Consider the following 23,585-nt stretch of genomic DNA (forward strand, 5'->3'; position numbering starts at 1 on the left):
GGGATGCAGGCAACACGAATAGCCGGAATTCGCGAGAATCCCGGGCATTCCAAGCCTACCGCGGAGCAGTGGACGATCAGGCCCGCGGGGCTAGGCTGGCAATTAGGCTGGCAATACATACCGGTCCGCGGCCGCCGGCACTCCGAATGGCCTGCATGGGCAATGACCAGGCGCAAATGACAAGGAGCCACCCATGAACGGCATCCCGCAAGCCGCGACCCCCAGGACAGTCCTGGTCACCGGCGCCACCGGCTACATCGGCGGCCGGCTGGTCCCCCGGTTGCTGGAAGCCGGCCACACCGTCAGGGTCCTCGTCCGGACCCCGGCCAAGATCGCCGGCGTGCCATGGCTGGAGGACGTGGAGGTCATCCGGAGCAGCCTCGACGACGGCGCCGCCCTGCGTGCGGCGCTCGACGGCGTCGACGTCCTGTACTACCTGGTCCATTCGATGGCCGCCGGGACGGGCTTCGAATCCAAGGAACAGGCGATGGCCGGGACCGCCGCCACGGCGGCAGCGGCGGCTGGCGTGGGCAGGATCGTCTATCTGGGCGGCCTGCACCCGGCCAACGCCGCACTGTCCACCCACATGCGCTCCCGCGAGGCCGTCGGCAGGGTCTTCCTCGACGGTCCGGTGGACGCCATCGTCTTCCAGGCCGGCGTCGTGATCGGCGCCGGCTCGGCGTCCTTCGAAATGATCCGGCACCTGGCCGAGACCCTGCCCTTGATGCCGGCCCCCAGCTGGGTGAAGAACCGGATCGAGGCCATCGCCGTCCGCGACGTGCTGCACTATCTGGTCGCGGCGGCGTCCCTCGAGGGCCCGGTCAACCGCACCTTCGATATCGGCTGCCGCGAGGTCCTGAGCTACGCGGGAATGATGAAGGAGTACGCCGCCGAAGCCGGGCTGCCGCGGCGGCCGGTGCTCGCCCTGCCGGTCCCGGCGCCCCGGCTGGCCGGGCTGTGGGTGGCACTCGTGACCCCCATTCCGCTGTCCATGTCGCTGCCGCTCGTGGAATCGCTCCAGCACGACGCCGTCTCGCGGGAACATGGCATCGATTCCTATGTCCCCCTCCCGGCGGGCGGCCTGACCGGGTACCGGCGCGCGGTCGCCCTCGCCCTGGCCAAGGAGCGCGACGGGCAGGTGGAGACCACTTGGGCCAGCGCCGGCGCGGACGCCGATCCCCTCCCCAGCGACCCGGACTGGGCCGGCCACCGGGTGTACGTCGATGAACGGACGTACACCAGCCCGGTGGCCCCCCGGCACGTCTGGACCATCATCGAAGGGATCGGCGGCCGCAACGGCTGGTACTCGCTGCCGCTGGCGTGGCGGGTGCGGGGCTGGCTGGACAAGGCGACGGGAGGCGCGGGGCTGCTGCGCGGCCGGCGGCACCCGCATCTGCTGGCCGAAGGCGAAGCCGTGGACTGGTGGCGGGTCGAGCGGATCGACCGCGGCCGGCTGCTGCGGCTGCGCGCCGAAATGCGGGCCCCGGGCCGGGCCTGGCTGGAGCTCTCGGTTGAGCCGGACGGCACCGGAAGCCGCTACCGGCAGCGGGCAATCTTCTTCCCCAAGGGCCTGGGCGGGCGCCTCTACTGGCTTGCCGTGCTGCCGTTCCACAGCCTGATATTCCCCGCCATGTCGCGGAATATCACGGCCGCGGCGCACGGACTGGCGGACCTCGAATCGGAGCCGGCCGGGCCCACACCGTAGGATGTTGGGAGCCCGAACCGTCCAGTCAGACCCACGGAGGACCCCCATGCCCCTGAGTGCATCCACCACCTTGCCCCACAGTGTTGACCGCGTTACCGCCGTTTTCGTGAACGAGGAATTCCTGCGCCACACAAGCGAATACGTCGGCGGCACCCTTGAGTCCTTTGCCGTGGACGGCGACACCGCCGGCGCGTTCGTCACCACCACCGTCCGGACCATTCCGACCACCCGGATGCCGGACATCGCCCGGAAATTCGTCGGTGAAAGCCTCAAGGTGACCCAGGTAGAGACCTGGGCGGCACCCGCGGCCGACGGATCGCGGCAGAGCAGCATTTCGATGAAGGTCGCCGGCGCACCGCTGGACGTCAAAGCGGTCCAGCGCCTCGTGTCCGTGGACGGCAGCACCCGGGTTGAGCTCGAAGGCACCGTCACTTCGTCGGTGCCGTTCCTCGGCGGCAAGATCGCCGAAGCGGCCGAACCGATGGTCGGCAAGGCCCTGAACATCCAGTCCCAGCAGGCCCAGGCCTGGCTCGAAAGCCACTAGCGGCATGGAGTTGCCCGCTTTCCTGGCTGTCGTCCTGATCATCGCCGGCATCTGGTCCCTCGTCGTCTGGCCGCAGTTCCTGCGCCGGGTGATGAAGGACCCGCGGGCCCGCGACGCCGGCGGCAAGGCCACCCGCTTCCTGACCGTCCACGTCGTCCTCGTCAGCATCTCGATGGTGCTCGGCGCCGCGACGGCGGCCATCGGGATCGCCGGGCTGCTCGGCTGATCCGCTGCTGGGTTGGCGCTGCCGGCCACGACGCGCCGCAAAACCGCGCAAATCCCTCCCCCAGCACGTACGCTGTGAACACACCATGGGGGAGGATATCGGAATGCGGATCTCGGTTATCGGGTGCGGTTATCTGGGCGCGGTCCATGCGGCGTGCATGGCGAAACTCGGCCACGAGGTGGTCGGCATCGACCTCGACGAGGGCAAGGTGGCGCAGCTCTCGGCGGGCCATGCCCCGTTTTATGAACCGGTCCTGGATGATCTCCTGTCCGAACTCGAGGAATCCGGGCGGTTGCGGTTCACCACCGACATGTCGGCGGCCCGCGGCTGCGAGGTCCATTTCATCTGCGTGGGCACGCCGCAGAAACGCGGCGAGAACGGCGCGGACCTCCGCTTCGTCGACGCCGCGATCGCCTCCCTGGCCGCCCACGTCTCCCCCGGCGACGTGATCGCCGGAAAATCCACGGTACCGGTCGGCACCGCGGCGCGGCTCGCCGACGTCATCGCGGACACCGAGCCCGGCGCCACCCTGGTCTGGAACCCGGAGTTCCTGCGCGAAGGGCACGCGGTCACGGACACCCTGAATCCGGACCGGTTCGTCTACGGCATGCCGGACGGCAGCGAAGACAACCCGGCCGTGGCCGTCCTGGACCGGGTCTACGATAAAGCCCTTGCGGGCGGGACGCCGCGGCTCGTGATGGACTACGCCACCGCGGAACTCGTGAAGACGGCGGCCAATTCCTTCCTCGCCACGAAGATTTCCTTCATCAACGCCATGGCCGAGGTCTGCGAGGCCACGGGAGCCGATGTCACCCGGCTGGCCGATGCGATCGGACTCGATGAGCGGATCGGCAGGAGGTTCCTCAACGCCGGCATCGGCTTCGGCGGCGGCTGCCTGCCCAAGGACATCCGGGCGTTCATGGCACGCGCCGGGGAACTGGGGGCAGACCAGGCCCTGACGTTCCTGCGGGAGGTGGACGCCATCAATATGCGGCGGCGGACCCGCGTGGTGGAACTTACCCGCGAGCTCTGCGGCGGCACCCTGATGGGCCAGCGGATCGCCGTGCTGGGAGCCGCCTTCAAACCCGAAAGCGACGACGTGCGCGACTCGCCGGCCCTGAGCGCGGCCGCGCAGCTCCAGCTTCAGGGTGCCGTGGTCACCGTCACGGACCCCCAGGCCCTCGACAATGCGGCCAGGCGCTTTCCGGAGCTGCCGATGGAGCCGGACCTGGAGACCACCCTGCTCAGGGCCGACGCCGTGCTGCTGCTGACCGAGTGGCAGCTGTACCGCGAACTGGATCCGCATGAGACGAAGGCGCTCGTGTCGGCGCCGCGCATCCTCGACGGCCGCAACGTCCTGGACCCCGCCAAATGGCGTGCCGCGGGCTGGACCTACAAGGGCCTCGGCCGGCCCTGAGGCCGGCGCTCAGCGGGCCAGGGCCTGGCCGAGGGCGTCCTCGGCCGCCACCCAGGACAGCATGGCGCATTTGACCCTGGCGGCGTAGCGGGCCACGCCCTCAAAGGCGGCGGCGTCCCCCAGGATCTCGGGATCGGCGGCCACCTTGCCACGGGAGCGCAGTACCTCACGGAAACTGTCGATGATGGTGCGGAACTCCTCGGCCGTCAGTCCCTCGGCCAGCTCCGTGAGCACGGAGGCCGAGGCCATGGAAATCGAACAGCCGTCGCCGTCCCAGCGCAGCTCGCTGACTTTTCCGCCGGCCGTGGCGACGCGGACGGTGATCTCGTCCCCGCAGACCGGATTGAGCTGGTGCGACTGTCCGGTGCTCGCGCCGTCCGGCACCGCGGTTCCGGCCAGGCCGCTGCCGTGGCGGGCCTTGGCGTGTTCCAGGATGATCTGCTGGTAAAGCTGGTCGAGACTCATGTACTGCCGTCCTCAGGCTTGGAAGTAGGCGCGGACGTCGGCGACGGCGTTGAGAAACGCGTCCACATCGTCCGTCGTGTTGTAAAGGTAGGTGCTGGCGCGGGTGCTCGCGGTCAGTCCGAGCCTGCGGTGCAGCGGCTGGGCACAGTGGTGCCCCACCCGCACGGCGATGCCGCGGCTGTCGAGGAACTGCCCGACGTCGTGCGCGTGCACTCCGGCGACGTCGAAGGCGGCCAGGCCGATCCGGTCCTGGCCTGCGGCCGGGCCCAGCACCCGGATCCCGGGGATGGACTCCAGGCCTTGGACGAGGCGCTGCCCCAGCTCCGCTTCCCAGCCGTGGATCCGGGAAAGCCCGGTCTCGCTGAGGTAGTTCGCGGCGGCGGCCAGGGCTATGGCCTGCGAGATCTTCTGCGTGCCGGCCTCGAAGCGCTGCGGACTGGGCAGGAAGGCGGCCCGCTCCATGGTGACGGTGGTGATCATCGAGCCGCCGGTCAGGAACGGGGGCATCGCGTTGAGCAGCTCGGAGCGGCCGTACAGCCCGCCGATCCCCGTGGGCGCCAGCATCTTGTGGCCGGAGAACACGGCGAAGTCCACGTCCAGGGCCTTGACGTCCAGGGGCAGGTGCGGCGCCGACTGGCAGGCGTCGAGCACCACGAGGGCCCCCGCCGCCCGGGCCAGGGCCACAAGCTTGTCGACCGGGTTGATCGTGCCGAGGACGTTGGAGGCGTGGGTGAAGGCCAGGACGCGGGTCCGGCTGCCGATGATGCGGGCGGCCGCCTCGAGGTCCAGGGCCCCGTCGTCGTCCACGGGGATGAACTTCAGGGTGGCGCCGGTCCGTTCGGCCAGCTGCTGCCAGGGAATCAGGTTGGCGTGGTGCTCCATCTCGGTGACCACCAGTTCGTCCCCCGGCGCCAGGGCAAAGCGTGCCGCCTCGGGGGCGGCGCCGGGCAGCGAGGCGTTGAGGAAGGCGTAGCTGAGCAGGTTCAGGCCCTCGGTGGCGTTCGAGGTCCAGATGAGCTCGTCCCACCCTGCCCCGATGAAGGCCGCCACCGTTTCCCTCGCGTTTTCGAACACCTCGGTGGCCTCCACGGCGAGGTGATGGGCGCCGCGGTGGACCGCCGAATTCCGCTGTTCATAGAATTCCTGCTCCGCTTCCAGGACACTGAGCGGGTTTTGCGAGGTCGCCCCGGAGTCCAGGTAGATGAGCGGCTTGCCGTTGACGGACTGGTGGAGGATCGGGAAGTCGTTGCGGATCCTGCGGACCTCTTCGTTTCCCAGCGTCGCGGCAGCGCGGCTGAGATGGGCTGGGGTGACAACCATGGCGGAGACTCCTGGATCGGCTTTGGCTGGGACGCACCTTCCGCCGGGCCCGGCGGCCGGGCGGAACTAATACGTCACATACATTAAGCGTAATTATCCCACGTTCGCGCAGCTGCCCGTGGCAGCCGCTGTTGCAGCCAAGCTGCGCGCCCGCACGCCGCGGAACTCCACGGGCGGCCCGGCGTCGTAATTCTTCAACAGCGAGAACCATCCCCCGCCGTAGCGGGTGTCTTCCGAGGTGAGCGTCCAGACCGCCGCTTCGGCGCCCAGCCGCCGGACGCCGATGCTCCATGGGTGTACCGAAACCACGAACTTCAGCCACTGGCCCGACGCCGGCGCGGGGCTCCCGGCTTCCGCGAGCCGGACGGCGGAACCCTCCCGGCCGTCCTGGCGGTAGAGCGTCAGCCGGCCGTCCCCGCCGACGTCCAGGTGGTACCCCGCCGACGTCGGGCCGGCGTCGGCCCGGTATGGCGTGTCCCCGTCCTGCCCGAAGGCCACCCCCGCGCCCGGCTGGCCGGAGGGTAGCCCTTCCGGCCAGCGCAGCTCGAACTCGAGCTCCCAGTCCGGGGCATCCGCGGCTCCGGCCATGGATCCGAGCAGGTAGCCGGACTTTTCCTGGCTGGCGATGCGGACGGCGCCGTCGACGAAGGCCGGTTGTTCGTCCCACACGGCGTCCGCACGCCACGGCAGGTCGCCCGTGCCGCGCCGGCCCCCGGCGAAGCCGTCCTGGCTGCGCGGCTCTTCCTGGTGCAGGACGTGGCGGACGTTGGAGCAGATGAAACCGCGGACCCCCAGCTCCCGCAGCCTCAGATGCTCGCTGCGGCGGTGCACCTCCCAGGCGATCACCGGCTTGCCCGACGCGACGAGTTCGCGGACCATCGCCTCGGGGGCCGTGTGGTGGATCCCGAGCAGGTCCAGTTTTGGCACGAGCTCGGCGATCCTGCCCCGGTCCGGCGCGCTGAAGTAGCCCCACGTGGCATAGCCGTTGGCTGCCGCCTGGACGTGGCCGGGGGAACTGGCGGGCTGCTTCCAGACCAGGTGCTCCCGGGCGCCCGGATAGCCTTCCAGCAGGGCCAGGATTTCGTCCGCATTGGTCCCCGGTTTGTCCTCCAGAAAGATCACGTGGCTGCCGGCGAAGGCGTCCAGGACCTCCGTCAGGAGCGGGATGGGTTCCAGCGGTGTGGCCGGGCCCAGCCAGGCCCGGGCATCATTGCGCAGCGCCGCCAGCGCAGCATAGGACGCCCTGGCGATGGTCAGGTCGGTCCCGGTCAGCCGCGCGGTGTTGAGGTCGTGGTGGCACACCAGCACCCCGTCCCGGGTTGACGAGACGGCGACCTCGAGGGCCTTCAGGCCGGCAGCCGCCGACTGGCGGTAGGCGTGCAGGGTGTGCTCGGGCCAGTTGTCCCCGGACCCCCGGTGCGCGATGAAGAACGACGGCGCCGCCAGCAGCCCCGCGACCGTGAACGGGCCCTTCTCCCCGGCAGCCGCGACGGCGCCTTCCGCCACGAGGGCCCGTGCCGCGGCGGCCGCGGGGACGGCGGCGGGGTGCGGCCTGGCCGCCGCGCGGGCAGGCACGTTGGCGTCCCCCGGGCACGGGGAGCAGCCGGTTGCAGCGAACGCTGCCCCGGCCGCCGCGGCGCCCAGAAACTGCCGGCGGCCGATCATTCAGCCCGGTCCCGGCGCGGTCAGCGTGCCGCGCCTCCGCGCGGCAGCCGCAGCCGGACCGGCCGCAGCCGCGCGTTCCTGCCCGGCGCGCGTCCGGGCCTCCCCTGCCGCGACGACCACCATCGCCAGCACCGTCCAGACCAGGATGCCGGCTGCGGAGCGCGTGGCCAGGGAACTGTAGGTCTGCGGGATGACAACGGCCATGGCGCCGGCGAGCACCAGGCCCGGATACCCGCTCCTGGGGCCGGCCGTGAGCGCGGCGCCGAGCACCAGCGCGGCCATGGAACCGAAGTAGAGCAGCGCGAACAGCAGGCCGAAGTCGACGCTGTACATCACCGTGGGATTTTCGAAGCTGGTCTCCAGCCCGGCCTGCACGGCCAGCCGGTAGCTGGCGCCGATGCCCTGGCCTGCCACGGCGTAGTCGCCCCAGCGGCCCAGGAAATAGTCGAAGGCCAGGCCGCGCGCCTGGGCGGAGCCGGTATCGTCGGCGACCCTCGCGGCCACGCCCGCCACGAGCGGCGAGGCCATCAGGCCGCCCGCGGCTCCGGCCAGCACGAGCAGCAGGGCCGCCTTGACCCGGGTCCGCCACCGGGCGAAGAGCACGGTAGCCACGACCGTCACGGCCAGGGCAACGAGCCCCACGCGCGACTGGGTGATGAGGATGCCCACCGCCATCAGCGCCAGCAGGGGCAGCTGCAGCCAGCGGCGCTTCAGCCCGGCAAGGAGCGGTGCCGTCAGGCAGATGAACAGCGACAGGGCCAGCGGCTGGTCCAGCGTCGCCATCCAGCGTTCCTGGTCCCGGTCAAACCAGTATTGGGTGCTGTAGCCGGATTCGTAGAACAGCACGCTTTTCGTCAGCCACTGCGTGACCGCCACGACGCAGGCAAGCGCCACGAGAGTCAACAGCACGGTCCGGAGCAGGGCCACGAGCCCTTCGCCCCGGGCAGCGTCCGATAGCACAATCAGGAAGAACAGCCCCGGAACCACAATCTGGTCCGCCAGGAGCACCATCCCCCCGCCGGCGCTGGACGTGGCCGACGCCAGGAAGGCGGCCACCATGACCAGGCCGAGGGTGAGGAATAGGAAGAAGTGACGGGCCAGTGCCTCGTGGACGCTCCAGGGATCATGAAGCATCCGGATGACAAGAATGCACAGCACGAGCCAGGTGGCGGCGTGGACGGACAGCGGGCCCGAGGTCACGCCCGTGAGGAGCGAGGAGCCGACGGCGGGTACCAGGATCCAGAGGCCGAGCACTGCCGCGAGCAACACCCTGACCCGGGTGCGGAGGAGGACGGAGGCGGCCAGGCACAGGCCGATCCAGAGCGCCAGCTGCATTCAGACCCCCCTGCCCGGATCCCGGCGCCGGCCGGATCCGTTTGCCCGCACCGTCACTGCCGCGCTGCGGCGTGCTTGACCCGAGGACCGGCCGGAACACCAGCCGGCGCCTCCGCGGCCGGCGCCACCGCGGCCGCTTGCGCCGGCGCCGGGGGCCGCCCGGATCGTGCCGTGAAGCGTCCGGGCCGGCGGAGGGGAAGGTCGGTGAGCACGACGCCGGCGAGCCGGGCGCCGACCAGTTCAAGGTTCCGCAGGGATGACGCCAGCAGTTCGCGGGTCACCCGTCCGCGCCTGAGCACCAGGACGGTGCAGTCGGCGCTGGCGGCGAGCAGCGCGGCGTCGCTGAACGGCTGCATGGCGGGCGCGTCGATGATGACGCGGCTGTACGTGTCCCGCAGCTGTCCCAGCACGGTGGCCGTGGACCGGCCGGCGAGCAGCTCGGTGGGCGCGGCCGGAACCGTGCCGGCCGCCAGGATATGGGGTCCGTTTCCGTCCGTCTGCGCGATGGCCTTCCCCAGCGCCGCACGGCCCGCGAGGACGTCCGCGAGCCCCAGCCCGCCGCCGAGTCCCAGTTCCCCGGCGAGCCGGGGACTGCGCAGGTCCGCCTCGACCAGCAGGACCGATACCCCTGCCTCGGCCCAGGACCGTGCCAGCAGGAGGGCGGCACTGGATTTGCCCTCCCCTGCCGTGGCCGAGGTGACGGCGACGACGCCGGAGGCCGGCATGGCGGGGAAGTGGTCTATGTTCGTCCGGAGCCGCCGCACTGCCTCCCCGAGGGCGGAGGCGGACTCCCTCCGGCGGGCCGGGGACCCCTTGGGCGCCTGGCCCGCGGACCCGGCCGCCGGGGCCGGGACGGGGAGGCCGGCCAGCAACGGCAGTCCGGCAGCCGCCTCGACGTCCGCCACGGTCCGCAGGGTCTTGTCCAGCAGGCGGCGCGACACGGCGATGGCGATACCGGCTCCGAGGCCCAGCAATCCACCGAGGGCAAGGTTCAGGGTGGGCCGCGGGGACACCGGCGCGGTCTCGTCCGTAGGTCCTGCCACCACTTTCAGCACCGTCTGGCCGGCGCCGGTCTCCGTGCGCCCGGCCTCCAGTTCGCCGACGGCCGCACCGAGGCTGCCGGCAACCGCCCGGGCGGTATCGACCGCCTTGGCCCGGTCCGGCAGGCTCACGACGACGGTGAGCATCAGAGTGTCCTTGTCCGCCGAGGCGCTGATGCTTTCGGTGATGGCGGCTGCTGACAGGCCCGTGGTGCCGTTCCTGACCAGCCCTTCGACAAATTTGTCACTCTTGACGAGGCCGGGGTACGCCAGGATGCGTTGCTTCGACAGCTCCCGGGATTGAAGGGCGGACTGGCCGGCTGCCGGCGGCGACACCACGAAGAACTTGACGCTGCTCTGGTATGAGGGAGTTGCGGCGGCCGTGGCGAGCGCCGCGGATCCCAGGCCTGCCAGCACGCAGAGGACCAGTACCCACCAGCCCCGCACGATCGCGCGCCCGTATTCTGCTAGCTCCAAGGATCCCCCCATGCGGCCACCACGCCATGCCTGCACCGGCACGGTACTTCATGGTCCCCTGTCGCCCCATTATTGACTGCAAACGTGCCGGGCGGAAGGAGTTGAACCACATGTTTTCCACAGTCCATGCCGCATTTCCGTGATGGCCGCACCAAATCCTAGCCAAACCGGAACGCCGGCCGTAGTCTTTCCCTGCCGGACACCTTTCCGTCACCGTCACCGATCCATGGGGGGAACGATGAACACTGCCGGGCAGCTCTCGGTACTGGTCGCGCATCCCGGTGCCGACCTCTACGGCTCGGACCGCGTGCTGCTGGAGACCATCGATGGATTGCACCGCTCCGGTGCGCGTGTCCTGGTGGCGCTTCCGGCGTCGGGCCCCCTCGTGCCGGAACTGGAACGCCGCGGCGCCGCCGTGATCCTCTCGCCGACACCGGTCCTGCGCAAGAGCATGCTGTCCGCGCCGGGGATGCTCCGGTTGGCCGCCACGTCCGTCCACGGCATGCTCCGCAGCGTCGGGGTGATCCGCGGTGCACGCCCGGATGTCATTCTCGCCAATACTGTCACGGTCCCGTTGTGGACGGCCGCCGGGCGGCTGACCGGTGTTCCGGTGGTGACCCATGTCCACGAGGCCGAGGCCAACGCATCCCGTGCCCTGCGTGCCGCCCTGGCCCTGCCCCTCCTGCTCTCCCGCGGCATCCTCACGAACAGCCGGTTCAGCGCCGATACCCTCGCCGCGGCGCTCCCTGCGCTGCGGGGCCGCGCCACCGTCCTGTACAACGGCGTTCCCGGACCGGCCGAGCCGGTCCCGCCGCGGGAGGACCTGGCAGGCGGACTCCGGATCCTCTACCTCGGCCGCCTGTCCCACCGCAAGGGAGTCGACGTCGCCGTCGACGCCCTGTTGCGGCTCCGGCGGGACGGCGTGCCGGCCCGGCTGTCCATCGTGGGGGCCGTCTTCCCCGGCTATGAAGCGTACGAGGCCGGACTCCGCCGGCAGGTGGCGGACGGCGGAGCGGACGGCGCGGTGACGTTTCATGGCTTCCAGAAGGTCATCTGGCCGTTCCTGGCGCACTCCGACGTCGTCGTCGTGCCCTCACGCCTCGACGAACCCTTCGGCAACACGGCCGTGGAGGCGGTCCTCGCCTCCCGGCCGGTCATCGTCAGCGACACTTCCGGGCTCCGGGAGGCGGCCGCCGGGTACCGCTCGGCGCAGTTCGTGGAGCCCGGCGACGCCGCCCGGCTCGCCGCCGCCCTGGTCCGTGTCGCCGCCGGCTGGCGGGACTACCGGGCCGACGCCGTGCTGGATGCGGCGGAAGCGGAACGCCGGCACAGCCCGGAACGGTACGGGACGCTGATGGCCGGCCATCTGGCCCTGGCGGCCGGCACGCTGTTGTGAACGGCAACGCCGCGGGCCGCACGGACCAGGCCGCCTCCGCACCTGGCCGGGACGGTGCCGGTACGGGGACGCCGCCGGCCGGCCCGGCTCCGAAGACGGGCCAGGAGACCGGCCGGAAAACGGCCCGGAGCGTCCGGTGGAGCCTCGGCGCGGTGCTGGCCCGGCAGGGGTTCCAGATGCTCTGCGCCGTGGTGCTGGCCCGGATCCTGGGACCGCAGAGCTACGGAACCATCGCCGCGGCCACGGTCTACATCAGCCTGGTCGCCCTCGTGCTGGACCAGGGCCTGTCGGCCGCACTGATCCAGCGGCCGGAGGTGACCCGCAAGATGGCGGGCGCCACCGCCACCTTGAATCTGCTCGTCGCCGGCGTCCTCGCTGCCGCCACCTGGTTCGCCGCCCCGTGGGTCTCGGACTTCTTCGGGGCGGGCCAGCTGGAACCCCTCCTGAGGCTGCTGGCCCTCGCCATCCCGCTGAAAGCCCTTGCGATAACGCCGCGGGCCATGCTATCCCGGGACCTGCTGCTGCACCGGGTGGGTGCGGCAGACATCGCGGCAGCCGCCGCCGGTTGCGCCGCGGGAATCGGCGCCGCTCTTGCCGGGGCGGGTCCGTGGTCCATGGCCTACCAGGTGGTCACCACCGACCTCGTCTGCAGCTCGCTGCTGCTGGCGGCCAGCCGGGGGCCGCTCCCCAACCTCGCTTTCCGCGAAGTGGTGCCGCTGTTACGGTTCAGTGTCAGCGTCTTTGCCACGGACTGCCTGGCCTACTTCTCCCGGAACCTGGACAACATCCTGGTCGGCCGGGTCCTGGGCGTCTCTTCCCTCTCGCTGTACGGCATGGCGTACCGCATCCTGGTGGTGCCGGTGCAGCTGATCGGGCAGACGGTCAACCGGGTCATGTTCCCTGCCTTTGCGCGGTCCGCTGGCCGCCGTGAGCAGGTGGCCGCCAGCCTGGTTGCTGCCACGCGGATCCTCGCGATTTCCGCCATCCCCCTGATGACCTTCGTGGCCTGCGCCGCACCCGAACTCGTGATCCTCGTGCTGGGACGGGAATGGCTGCCCGCCGCGGCGCTGGTGAGCGTGCTGGCCATCGGGGGTGCCCGCGAAACGGTCTTCTACATCACCCCGTCCCTGATGAAGGGTCTCGGCCAGGGCGCCCTGATCATCCGTTACGAGATCCTCGCGGCCCTCGTGCAGGTGGGCGGCATCGTGATCGGCCTCCAGTTCGGCGTCTTCGGCGTCGCCGTGGGCTACTCGGCGGCCGGGTTCGTGCTGACACCGGTCCTGCTGAGGATCCAGACCCGGCTGACCGGCGTGAGCGCGAAGTCGCAGCTGGGGTCGATCCTGCCCGCGGTACACGCCGCGCTGTGGGGCGCGGCCGGCTACGGGCTGTGGTCCCTCGCCGAGGTGGACAGCCTGTGGCATCTCCTCGGCGGGCTCGCCATCTTCGCGGCGCTGGCGCTGGGTGCGCTGCGGCTTTTCCACCGGCGGATGCTCGCCGGCTATGCGGCCCAGGCCCTGGCGCTGTCGGGCCGGCCGGCAGTCCCGGAACGGGGCAGCAACCGGCGCAGGAACCGAGACAAGAAAGCAGACGATCGGAATGGCTGAAACCATGCACTCCAGCGGCGGAGCCGCGACGGACGGTCTCGAAACAGGCGGCACTGTCATTGCGGTGCTGGCCTACCGCAGGCCCGAGGATATCGCCCTCGCGCTCCCCCGGCTCGGCGTCCAGGCCCTGTCCGGCGACGGCGGCCCGGACGGGCCGCCCGCCACGGTGCTGGTCATCGACAACGATCCGGCGGCCAGCGCCCGGCCGATCGTGGAACAGCTTGCCGGCACCCTTCCGCCGGGCCTGGTCCGCTACGTCCATGAACCGAAGCCCGGGATCGCCGCCGCGCGGAACCGTGCCCTGACCGAAGCCGCGGCCAGTGCCCTGCTCGTGTTCATCGACGACGACGAGGTACCCTCCGAGCGCTGGCTGGCGCAGTTGCTGTCACTGCAGCGCTCCACCGGCGCCGCCGCCGTCGTCGGCCCGGTGGTCAGTGAGTACGAACACGAACCGGAACCCTGGATCGAAGCCGGGGGCTTCTTCCGGCGCCGCCGGCTCGCCACCGGCTCGCGCCTGGACGTGGCCGCGACGAACAACCTGCTCCTGGATCTGGCGCAGGTCCGGGCCCTGCAGCTGCGCTTCGATGAACGCTTCGGCCTCAGCGGGGGCTCGGACACCCTCTTCACCCGGCAACTCGTGCAGCGGGGCGGCACCATGCTCTGGTGTGACGAGGCGGTGGTGGTGGACCGGGTTCCGGCCGCCCGGCTCACCCGGGGCTGGGTGCTGCGGCGGGCCCTGCGGAGCGGGAACTCCGCTGCCCGGGTCGGCCTGGAGCTCGCCGGCACGCCCGCCGCCCGCTTCACGTCGCGGGCCGCTTCACTGGCCTCCGGATCGCTCCGCCTGCTCGGGGGTGCCTCGCGCCTGGCGGCCGGTGCCGTGACGGGGTCGACAGCGCAAAGGGCCCAGGGTATGAGGACCGCCGCGAGGGGCCTGGGCATGTCCGCGGGGGCCTTCGGATACGTGTACAGCGAGTACCGCCGAAAATAAGCCTGCGGCCGGCAAGTGGTCATTTTCGTTAGTTCGCCGGGGTTAGGCGCAATGCCGTTCGGTTAGGGGCCGGGATCCGGTGTCAAGATCCTGGTGTCGAGTGTCGCGGGATAGGTCCGACGGTCGACATCCCGTTCCTTGGCGCGGTACTTGGAGATCGCGCGTTTGACCACCCGGGGCCGGGAGCGGATGCGGCGGGCGGGCAACGGTTCGGCCAGCATGGCCGCCCCGATGCGACCGACCAGGTCCACCACGGTTCCGCTGAGGATCCCGCGGGCCTGGACCACCTGGTCGCGGGCGGACCTCAGTCCGATGGTGAAGGACAGGCGGTCCGGATCGATCTCGGGATGCCGCAGCGTCACATCGGTCATCGCGGTGCGCAACACCTGGTAGCAGGACAGCAGCGCCCAGGTCTCCTGGATGACCGCGGCAGGGTGCCGGCCGCGCAGCACCCGGCCGTTCAGGATGCGTGATTTCAATTCGCAGTAGGCCGTTTCGATCTCCCAACGCTCATGGTAGAGCCTGACCAGTCCCAGGGCGGGAGCCTGGATCGGGTCGAGCAACGTGGTGACCAGCCGGTATTCGGCGGTGAGCGTTTTGGCCTCGGTGGTGACCGTGAGTTCGGCGTCGATGACCCGTACGCGTTGGCCGGCGGCATGGGAGAGGTAGGAACCGTCGGCCAGCTGCTGAAGGACCGGCAGTTTCATGGCGCTGAGACCGGTCCTGGCGCGGAAAAGGAAGTCCGCGCCCGTTTCGGCCACTTCACGGAAGAAGCCGTAGGTGGCGAAGTTCCGGTCCCCGAGCAGCACCATGCCCGGTTGCAGGCAGGAGATGAGCTGCCGGGCGTAGGTCAGCTCGCCCACGGCGTCGGTGCCGAAGGCCGCGTCGATCACCGAACGGGTCCCGGCCGTGAGGATCGCAACCAGCCGGATCATCGGGTACCCGGCCTCCCCGTTGACGCCGCCGCGCGGCTTGGGGTACCTGGCCCGGTTGGCCTCGGTATCGGCCACGGCCATCTGCGTGCCGTCGATGGCCACGACCAGCCGGCCAGCGAACCGGGTCACCTGCCGGGACCCGCACACCGCAGGGCCCTTGAGAAGGGTGAACAGCTCACGCAGCGGGGCCGTTCCCACCCGGCGCATGGCCTGGCTCAAGGATGAGGCCGAAGGTGTCTTCACCGGTGCCGGCGGCCCCGTGACCAGGCGTGAAAAGACCTGCTTCCAGCCCTGGTCGGCGAACAGGACCCCGGCGAGCAGCAGGTAGATCACCACCCGTGAGGGCAGCCTGCGCACCCGGCGTTCCCGGCCTCCGGCGGCCTCGAGCGCGGCATCAACCATGTCGAAGGGAACGACACGGGTCAGCTCGCCCAGATGCCCGGGTGCGAATACCCCCGGAGCGTGATTGATGGCAGAATCGGGCATAGTGGCTCCCGTGGGGGTGGATCAGTCTTGGTGGACCGAACTACTCAAGCAGGAGCCACACCCATATCCCCACGGACACGCCGATTCGACGGGACTTGACCCTGGACCCGAACGCCTAACCGAACGGCATTGGGGTTAGGCGGGGCCAAGACCTCTTCGCGCCGGGAGGACATGCCCACTCGCCGCGCCCGCCACCGGACATAACCGGAAAATGCCCATCCGCCGGCCCCGGCGCGGGACATGTCCGGATCCGCGGGGGCATGTGCGGGTGGCTCCGCCGCGGGGATCGGGCTGCTCCCCGGGAGGACATGCCCATTCGTCGCGCCCGCCACCGGACATAACCGGAATATGCCCGCCAGCCCCTGCGCGGGGAATGTCCGTGAACCCGGCCACCCCGCAGCCTGGACCTGGACCCCCGACGAACTAACGAAAATGCCCACTGGCTCCGCTCGTGCCGGCCCTCCGGCATCCTTAATTGGCGGGGAATCTCCGGGTCCGCAAGCGACACGCCAGGGTCGTAATCAAGTTGTAATAGCACCTGCCGCGTCGTTACCAATTTGCAACATTGAACTGCCTCGACTAGCGTGGTGCCTCAGTAGCCGGGGTCGGGGACGCTCCCGGTAATCAGCATTGCAGGTGCCACGGCTCCGCCCATGCCTGGGTCCCAGGTACCGGTACCCGCGCTGACCGCACGATGCAACATACCGACACGGCTTGAATGCCGCTGGCAGACCAGGCCTCCACGCCACCCGCCACACCGTTATGTCTGTGCGCTTCCCCGTGCCCGGAAAGCGAGACTTGTGAGGTTTTCAACTATGGCGATCGGCCCCCAGAGCAAGAACATCCGCGCAACATACACCCTGAGCGCTGCGGCCCTCACTATCGCGGCCCTCACCCTGACGGGCTGCGGACAGCTTGCGGCCCAAGGCCCGAGCGGCACCGGCAGCGGCGCCGCCTCCGGGTCCGGAGTCCAGGCCGGTGGGTTGAAGCCGGCAATCGCGGCCGCCGCGCCGAAGTCCGCTGCCACCGCCGCGTCCGCGGCTGCTGTTTCCCCTGCTGAGGTGCCCGCCGCGCAGGCCCCCGCCGCGGTGGCGCCCGCGGCGCAGGCTCCCGCCGCTGAGGCGGCGCAGGCTCCGGCCGCAGCGGCCGGCCAGCCGGTCATGGGGCTCCAGGCCCAGGGCAGCGTCACGGCGACGGCCGCCATGACGACGGCCGCCACCGCCCCGGCCTCCCGCACCGCACTGGCCCCCGGCTCCTACCAGCCATCAACGACCACGTCCGGCGTGGTCGCCGGGACCGCGCTGAAGGCCTACAACACCTCCGGCGCCGACCTGGTCATCACCCAGGACGGCACCGTCCTGGACGGTCTGGACATCTACGGCGACATCAAGGTCCGGGCCAAGAACGTGACCATCAAGAACAGCCGGCTGCACGGCGGCAAGGCGGTCCCCAAGTCCAACACGGGCATCGTCGATGCCAACAGCGCCGCCGTCGTCAACCTCGTGGTCCAGGACAGCACGCTCATCCCGGACAGCCCGTCCTACTACCGCGACGGCATCGTCGGCCATGACTACACGGCCAGGCGGAACCACATCCAGGGCACCAATGACGGCCTCGGCATCTTCAACCGCCCCGGCGGCCCGGCGGCAGCCAACGTGACGGCAGAGGGCAACTACATCCACGGGCTGACCTTCTTCTCCAACGACCCGGCCCACAGTGACGGCACGCACAACGACGGCATCCAGGTGCAGGGCGGCGAGAACATCCGCATCGCCGGCAACAACATCGTGGCCGACTCCAGGCCCGGAACCGGCAGCGCACCCAACCCCCGCGGCACGCACGCGGGCATCGGCATCATGCTGCAGCAGAACGTTGCCAAGCTCGCCAACGTCGTCGTGGACAAGAACTGGGTGGATGACGGCCAGACGTCCATCAACATCGACAACGGGAAGTACTCCAACATCACCGTCACGGTCACGGGCAACAAACTGGGACGTAACCAGTTCGACTTCGGCAACGGCTCGAAGTACCCCGTCCGCGTCATCAGCCGCGCCGCCAGCACGACCCCGGGCATGACGACGACCAACCGCTGGGCAGACAACCTCGTCCTGCTCGCGGAGGGCAAGACCCTCGGCATCCGCTACAACGGCTAATGGCTCGCCGATAAATAACTGAACCGGAGGCCGGCACCACGCCCCTGGGTCGTGTCCGCCGGGCCGGTGCGGAAGACCCTGACGGACAAGGACCCGGGCCTGGTCCCGGCCTGCTGGCACTGGTGGAACCCACCCGCCGCGGGGAACCCGAATCAGCCCTGTCCTGGACCACGCTCTCCACCGGGAAACTCGCCACGGAGCTCACCGAAAGGGGGCACGCTGCAGCCTCGGACCATGGCAAAACTCCTCAAGGACAACGGTTTCAGCCTGCAGGCAAATGCCATGACGCTCGAGGGCAGGCAGCATCCGGACCGCGATGGCCAATCCGGCTACCTCAACCACCGGGCCGCCGGGTACCTGGATGCGGGCCGGCCCGTCATCAGTGTCGACACCAAGAAAAGGGCAATGGTCGGGCAGTATAAATACAACGGCACCGAATGGCGTCTGGAGGGGGACCCTGCCCAGGTCAAGGTCCCCGACTTCATCGACCGGAGGCACCCCGAATGGAACTACACACTCAAGCCAGGCGCCACACCAACTAAATAATCGGCGGGCACTTAGGCTTGTCCGGGCCGGAGCCGCGAACGGATCCGGCCCGGACAAGCCCGGCGCGGACCAGTCTGCCCCCCTTACTTGGCAGTCAGGCTCACCGAGGTGGAGGATTTGGCATTGCCGAACGCATCCGTGACAACCACCCGGTAACTGTGGGCGGTACCGGGCGGCACCGAATCGAGGTACTCCGCAGTGGGCCGGTACCAGAACCTGGAAGACATCGTCCGGGTGTTGATGACCTTCCCATCCCGGTACAGCGTGTAGCTCAGCCGGGAGTTGTCCCGGTCCCAGTTGGACTGCCAGCTGATGTTGATTTTGCCGGCGGAAGGCGACGTCAGCACCGGGTTGGTGGCCGCCGACGAAGACCTTGGCCCTTCCTTGTTCGGCGCGATGGCGCTGATCGCAAACCGCGAGAGGCCCTGTTGTCCACTCAGGTTGACGTTCTTGAACTCGCCGCCCATCACGACGTATTGGTCGTTGCCCGTGACGACCCAGGGGCCCTGGTTCTGGCCGGTGGCCGTGCCGGTGTCCATATCCGGGAACCAGGCCAATAGCGCCGGCGCCGGCTTGCCCAGGAAGCTCGGGAACCTCGTGCTGGGCCGAGTCAGCGTCTGCGTGGCTGCCTTGCTGTAGGCAAGCGCCCGGTGCCACGACTTGGGCATTGTCTCCGGGAAACCATTAATTTTCCCGCAGTCGTGGGAATGTCCCGCCTTGTAGACGGCGGTATTGTTGGCAAACACACTATGCGAGTCGCCCCGGCAGTCGTCGATCCATTTGATGTCCAGATTGGACCAGTTGGCGGCGAACGATCCCTCAAGGTTCCCGGTCCCCTTGTTGGAGACGTTGATGAAGGCCGTCCCGTACCAGCTCGTCCCGTCGCTCGAGAGTGAGGTGACGGCCGCGTCGCTGCCGGCATTCCGCACCACATCGTTGACCGGTGTCGCCAGGCTTCCGCCGTTGACAGTGTCCACGGCGCCCAGGCCGAAGCCTGGCTGGCTGCTGCCGTTCAAAGCCGTGAATGATCCTCCGACCACCAGCTTGCTGCGGTCCGGGGCCAGGACCAAGGCATTGACGCTCCCGCCCGCCGCCCTCGGCTGCCAGGCCAGCAGGCCGCCGTCGGAGGCGCGGAAAGCCGCCAGTTTTGACCTGGAGGTGGATCCTACCGCGTTGAACGAACCGCCCAGGTACACCGTGTCCGGGGTGGCCGCGATGGCCCGGACCTGGCCCGATATCCCCGGTGACCAGCCGGGGATTATGGCACCGTTCGCCGGGTCGAGGGCGACCACTCGGCTCGACACTTGGCCGTTGACCTGGGTGAAGTCGCCGCCCACGTACAGCCTCGTGCCGTCCGGGGAAGCCGTCACTGCCAGGCCTTGGGCGTTGAGCGAGGCCGTAAACCTGGTGATGAGCCTGCCCGTGCTCAGGCTGTACGCCAGAATGTTGTTGCGCGGCGTCGTCTGCGAGCCGGCAGCGGCGCCGGCGGGCCGGGCGGTGCTGAACCTTCCCACCGCGTATACGGTATCCCCGATGATGGCCTGCTGCCACACCACCCCGTCGATCTGGACGGTGGGCAGGGAGTCCGCCGTCACGGTGACAGGAGACGATGGACTGGCAGGGTCGGCAGGCGCGGAGTCAGCGATGGCCCCCGGCGCCTGCACGAGGACCAGGGCCGCGGCGAGCACGGCGCTGATGGCCGCGGCTGAGCTGCGGGCAGCCGCACTCCGGCGCGCCCGGGGCCGGCCGGGCCGGTAACTCATGCCAGGTGACAGTCCTGGCCGCTCGAGCCTCGTCGGACCCCAAATCATCCACGGCATCATGGTGCTCCTTTGCTCAGCCGGCCGTCCTGCTCTGGTCTTCTCTGGTTCCCCGCTGGTCCCTGCAGTTCCTCCCCCGCCGGTCCGCCGGTCAGGTCGTACGTCGAGCTTGTCAAACCGCCCGGGGCCTATGGAATTTTCACGGAGAAGTCGTCGAATCGCAGTATCACCGGCACATTGGTGGCGGAACCGGACAGGTAGCCGATCAGGCCCGGACTGCCGGCGGTCTGCAGGACAGCGGTCGAGTCACTGGCAGTCAGGTGCCAAGCCGCCGGTTCTGTTCCGGAGGCCCGCCAGACTTTGCCGCTGAGGTTCGTCGGCCCGGTACCGTCCAACTTCAGCCTGATGACCAGCGGGTCATTGACGGCCATGCTCAGTCCGGGGATGGTGAACGGGCCGGCCAGAGTGGTCTGAACATCGTTGATGACCTTGGTCAGGTACAGCGACACCACCCCGTCGCTCGCGATCTTGACCTTTGCCCGGTAGTCGTTGTTGTCCGCCCGCCGGCCTACCAATGAGACGTACATGCCGCCGCCGTTGGCGATCTTATCGGCGGAAACCTTCACGCTTCCGTCGAAAGGCGCGGCCGACAACGAGGTGAGGTAGGCGGTGCGGCTGGCCCCACCCACCCCAAGGGTCATTGCCCCGGTTCCGTTGTTCACCGCGAAGTTGGAATTGCCTCCCGAGACCGTCCAGGCCCCGCCGGTATCCGCGGTGCCGAAGCCGCCGGTCAGGGACCGCCCGAAGGCGTCTGCGGCGAGGACAGCGTTGGCCGGCGGGGCCGTGACGGCCACAGCGCGGTTGACGGTGCCCGTGGCGCCGTTGTTATCCGTCACGGTGAGGGTCACCGGGTAGCTGCCCGCGCCGGCATAGGCGTGCGACGCTGTGGCGCCTGTTCCCGACGTCCCGTCACCGAAGTTCCACGCATATCCGGTGATGGTCCCGTCACTATCGGAGGAACCGGAGGCGTCGAAGGCAACCGCGAGGTTGGTGGCGGACGAGGTGAATGCCGCCACCGGGGGAACGTTTGCCGGCGGGGCCGTCACCGCACGGCCTGAAGCGGCGTAGTGTGCCTGTGCCCTGGACAGCGGCAATGCCGAGGGGTAGATGGCGACGTCGTCGATCAGGCCGGCCAGGTAGCGGCTGGCGGGAACGCTGGGCCAGCCGTTCAGGTTGTCGCCGCCGATCCGCCAGAAACCGTCGAAGGGCCACGCGGTGGTGGTGCCGGTGCGGTTGGCCCCCAGGGTGCCGTCCACGAAGAGCTGCATTCCGCCGGCGCCGAGGGTGGCCACGATGTGGTGCCACTGGTCATCGTTGTAACTCGCCGTGGTGTTCACGGTGATCCGGGCCCCGCCTGAGCTGGTGCCCGTCGGGCGGACCCCGAAGAAGATCCGTCCCGGGCTGTCCATGTAGACCTTCCGGTCGGAGTCCGTGGAGACTCCCGTCTGGGTGTTTCCGTAGCTGATGACCTCGCCGCCCCGGGTTGAGCTGGTCCGGATCCACGCCTCGGCGCTGAATGTGTTGGACCTGCCCGCGAGCGTGGGGCTGCTGGCCACACCGTCGGCGGTGCCGTTGAAGGCCGCGGCGGTGTCGGCGTCCCCGCCCAGGGCTCCGGCGGCGCCGAAGCTGACCCCGGGCCGGACGATCAGATCGTCCTTGCCCGCCAGGTCCACGCCGGTGGCACCGGCAGTTTCACCCAGGCGCCAGTAGTTGCCGGGCTGGTCCGCGAGGACCTGCTGCGCGTAGGTTCCCGGCGCCGCGACTGATCCGGCGACGGTCACCGAGACGGTATCGCTGCGGGCCTCGTTGCCGAAGGCGTCCCGGGCGAAGATGCGGTAGCCGTAGCTGCGCCCCGGCACGAGGCCGGTGTCCGTGAAGGTCATGCCCGGCCGCCGCCAGAACGTCGATGCCTGGTTGACGGTGGAGATCACAGCCCCGTTGCGCCGCACCTCATAGGTGAGGTTCTCGTTGTCCTGGTCCCAGTTGGCCTGCCACCGGACCCGGACGGCCCCGGCCGCGGGGGTGGACAGGGACGGGTTGGAGTTCAACCCGGTGATCCGGGGGCCGCGCACGTCCGGCGCGATGCTGCTCTTGGCGAAGCGGGTCAGCCCCTGCTGGGGCTGGTTGTTGATGATGGTGAACTCGCCGGCCATCGCCACGTAGTCCGCATTCCCGGCAAGGGTCCACGGGCCCTGGCCCTGGCCCGTGAACGTGCCGGCGTCCACGATAGGGAACCAGTTCAGCAGCGAAGGCGACGGCGTGCCGGCGAAGTTCGGATAGCCGTGGCTGTCCGTCGTGAGGGTGCCCGTGGCCTGCTTGCTGAACGCGATGCCGCGGTTGAACTGCCGGGGTTCGGTCTGCGGGAAGCCGCCAAGATTACCGCAGTAGTGGGCGTGGCCGGCGAGATAGACCACGTCGCCCATGGGCTGGATGGAGTAACTGTCACCATGGCAGTCCTCCAGCCAGGTGGTGGAGTCATCGGACCACTTGACCGAGAACATCCCTTCCCAGTTGGAGATCACCTTGGGAGCTGTCCCCCTGAACGAGTAGCCCGCTCCGAAGATGTTGGTGCCGTCCGTGGCCAGGGTGGTTATGGCCCCGTCGGTGCCGCCGTTGCGGACGGTGTTGTTGATCTTGAAAGGCAGGAGTGCGCCCATGGCCGTATCAACCTTCGCGAGGCCGAAGCCGGGGTTGCTGGAACCATTCATGGTGGTGAACGCCCCGCCCGCCACCATGCTGCCGCCGTCGGGCGAGAGGACCAGGGCGTTGACCCGGCCCCCGGCGGCCACCGGGTTCCAGGGCAGCAGCGCGGCGTTGGAGGCGCTGACCGCGGCCAGGCCGCCTCTCGAGACGGTGCCGACGGCGTTGAACACCCCGCCCAGATAGACGGTGGTCGGAGTCGCCACGATGGCACGGACCGAAGACGACATCCGGGGCAGGAAACCGGGGATCAGGGCACCGTTAGCAGGGTTCAGTGCAACGGCCCGCCACACCGTCGCGCCGTTGTACGTCGTGAAGGAGCCCCCGACATACAGCCGGGATCCGTCCGGCGAAGCCGCCAGCGCCGTCACCTCGGCGTTAAAGCTCGGCGTGAACGTGTTCAGCAGCTCGCCGGTCGTCAGGTTGTAGGCAAGGATGTTGTTCCGGACCACACCTCCGGTCCCCGGGGCAGCCCCGAAGGGCCGCGCCTCCGTAAATTTTCCGCCGACGTAAACCGTGGTGCCGATGATCACCTGTGTCCAGGCCACCCCGTTGATCTGCGCCGTCGGCAGCCCGTCGGCAGACACCGTCACCGGCGTGGCCGGGTTTCCTGGGTCAGCCGGCGCCGTATCGGCCGCCGCCGGGAGGCCGCCGACGAGTCCCAGCGACAATGCCACCGCGGCTGCGAGCAGCAGCGCCGTCAGTTTCTTCGCGGTCTTCCGCACGGCACCTGCCGGCGTCGGGCAGCCTGTCAGCCGCCCTT

Annotated in this window: 16 protein-coding genes and 1 pseudogene; 9 read left to right on the forward strand and 8 right to left on the reverse strand. The window is 69.7% G+C overall.

The genetic code is table 11. The annotated features are described in order from the left end of the window. Positions 1–193: 193 nt before the first annotated feature. The 4 genes from ACQCSZ_RS13435 to ACQCSZ_RS13450 all read left to right on the forward strand — a co-directional run bounded on the left by ACQCSZ_RS13435 (position 194) and on the right by ACQCSZ_RS13450 (position 3,892). Positions 194–1,705 carry an SDR family oxidoreductase gene (locus ACQCSZ_RS13435; protein WP_427004268.1) on the forward strand — a complete coding sequence of 504 codons (1,512 nt, stop codon included), beginning with the start codon at positions 194–196 and terminating at the stop codon, positions 1,703–1,705. Between the two features lie 46 nt (positions 1,706–1,751). Beyond that, positions 1,752–2,249 (forward strand): DUF2505 domain-containing protein, encoded by a 498-nt coding sequence (locus ACQCSZ_RS13440; protein WP_427004269.1) that lies wholly within the window; start codon positions 1,752–1,754, stop codon positions 2,247–2,249. Between the two features lie 4 nt (positions 2,250–2,253). Further along, positions 2,254–2,475 carry an SCO4848 family membrane protein gene (locus ACQCSZ_RS13445; protein ID WP_427004270.1) on the forward strand — a complete coding sequence of 74 codons (222 nt, stop codon included), beginning with the start codon at positions 2,254–2,256 and terminating at the stop codon, positions 2,473–2,475. Positions 2,476–2,578: 103 nt separating this feature from the next. After that, a complete protein-coding gene (locus tag ACQCSZ_RS13450; protein WP_427004271.1) occupies positions 2,579–3,892 on the forward strand; it encodes a UDP-glucose dehydrogenase family protein in 1,314 nt (437 codons plus the stop codon). Positions 3,893–3,901: 9 nt separating this feature from the next. Here ACQCSZ_RS13450 and sufU read toward each other — a convergent pair whose 3' ends face one another. From sufU to ACQCSZ_RS13475, 5 genes are all read right to left on the reverse strand, one after another. Further along, a complete protein-coding gene (sufU, locus tag ACQCSZ_RS13455; protein WP_427004272.1) occupies positions 3,902–4,357 on the reverse strand; it encodes a Fe-S cluster assembly sulfur transfer protein SufU in 456 nt (151 codons plus the stop codon). A 12-nt stretch (positions 4,358–4,369) separates the two neighbouring features. Then, positions 4,370–5,677 (reverse strand): SufS family cysteine desulfurase, encoded by a 1,308-nt coding sequence (locus tag ACQCSZ_RS13460; protein ID WP_427004273.1) that lies wholly within the window; start codon positions 5,675–5,677, stop codon positions 4,370–4,372. A gap of 93 nt (positions 5,678–5,770) precedes the next feature. Beyond that, a complete protein-coding gene (locus ACQCSZ_RS13465) occupies positions 5,771–7,342 on the reverse strand; it encodes a glycerophosphodiester phosphodiesterase (protein WP_427004274.1) in 1,572 nt (523 codons plus the stop codon). After that, the gene (locus ACQCSZ_RS13470; RefSeq protein ID WP_427004275.1) at positions 7,343–8,677 is read right to left on the reverse strand and encodes a hypothetical protein; all 1,335 of its coding nucleotides are present in this window, start codon (positions 8,675–8,677) and stop codon (positions 7,343–7,345) included. It abuts the gene before it with no gap. Between the two features lie 53 nt (positions 8,678–8,730). Further along, a complete protein-coding gene (locus tag ACQCSZ_RS13475) occupies positions 8,731–10,194 on the reverse strand; it encodes a polysaccharide biosynthesis tyrosine autokinase (RefSeq protein ID WP_427004276.1) in 1,464 nt (487 codons plus the stop codon). Positions 10,195–10,432: 238 nt separating this feature from the next. On the opposite strand from ACQCSZ_RS13475, the gene ACQCSZ_RS13480 reads away from it, so the two are divergent. From ACQCSZ_RS13480 to ACQCSZ_RS13490, 3 genes are read left to right on the forward strand one after another with little or no spacing between them, the layout of a single operon-like run. After that, on the forward strand, positions 10,433–11,590 hold the full coding sequence (locus tag ACQCSZ_RS13480; protein ID WP_427004277.1) for a glycosyltransferase: 1,158 nt from the start codon (positions 10,433–10,435) through the stop codon (positions 11,588–11,590). Continuing rightward, complete coding sequence (locus tag ACQCSZ_RS13485; RefSeq protein ID WP_427004278.1) at positions 11,587–13,194, forward strand: lipopolysaccharide biosynthesis protein; 1,608 nt, start codon at positions 11,587–11,589, stop codon at positions 13,192–13,194. The genes ACQCSZ_RS13480 and ACQCSZ_RS13485 overlap by 4 nt, the downstream gene beginning before the upstream one ends. Next, positions 13,187–14,182 carry a glycosyltransferase family 2 protein gene (locus ACQCSZ_RS13490; RefSeq protein WP_427004279.1) on the forward strand — a complete coding sequence of 332 codons (996 nt, stop codon included), beginning with the start codon at positions 13,187–13,189 and terminating at the stop codon, positions 14,180–14,182. Before ACQCSZ_RS13485 ends, ACQCSZ_RS13490 begins: the two co-directional genes overlap by 8 nt. Before the next feature lie 62 nt (positions 14,183–14,244). Here ACQCSZ_RS13490 and ACQCSZ_RS13495 read toward each other — a convergent pair whose 3' ends face one another. After that, entirely contained in the window at positions 14,245–15,603 is a 1,359-nt protein-coding gene (locus ACQCSZ_RS13495; protein WP_427004280.1) for an IS4 family transposase, read from the reverse strand. Positions 15,604–16,418: 815 nt separating this feature from the next. Between ACQCSZ_RS13495 and ACQCSZ_RS13500 the strand changes: the two genes are divergently transcribed. Both ACQCSZ_RS13500 and ACQCSZ_RS13505 read left to right on the forward strand, forming a co-directional pair. Further along, positions 16,419–17,756, forward strand: a complete 1,338-nt coding sequence (locus ACQCSZ_RS13500; protein WP_427004281.1) for a hypothetical protein — start codon at positions 16,419–16,421, stop codon at positions 17,754–17,756. A 122-nt stretch (positions 17,757–17,878) separates the two neighbouring features. Continuing rightward, positions 17,879–18,302 (forward strand): annotated as a pseudogene (locus tag ACQCSZ_RS13505) (ISAzo13-like element transposase-related protein). An 83-nt stretch (positions 18,303–18,385) separates the two neighbouring features. On the opposite strand, the gene ACQCSZ_RS13510 reads toward ACQCSZ_RS13505, so the two are convergent. Both ACQCSZ_RS13510 and ACQCSZ_RS13515 read right to left on the reverse strand, forming a co-directional pair. Further along, complete coding sequence (locus ACQCSZ_RS13510) at positions 18,386–20,065, reverse strand: hypothetical protein (RefSeq protein WP_427004282.1); 1,680 nt, start codon at positions 20,063–20,065, stop codon at positions 18,386–18,388. A 185-nt stretch (positions 20,066–20,250) separates the two neighbouring features. Then, on the reverse strand, positions 20,251–23,547 hold the full coding sequence (locus tag ACQCSZ_RS13515) for a LamG-like jellyroll fold domain-containing protein (RefSeq protein ID WP_427004283.1): 3,297 nt from the start codon (positions 23,545–23,547) through the stop codon (positions 20,251–20,253). Positions 23,548–23,585 lie beyond the last annotated feature (38 nt).

The sequence above is a fragment of the Pseudarthrobacter sp. H2 genome (assembly GCF_050157045.1).
GTDB lineage: Bacteria > Actinomycetota > Actinomycetes > Actinomycetales > Micrococcaceae > Arthrobacter.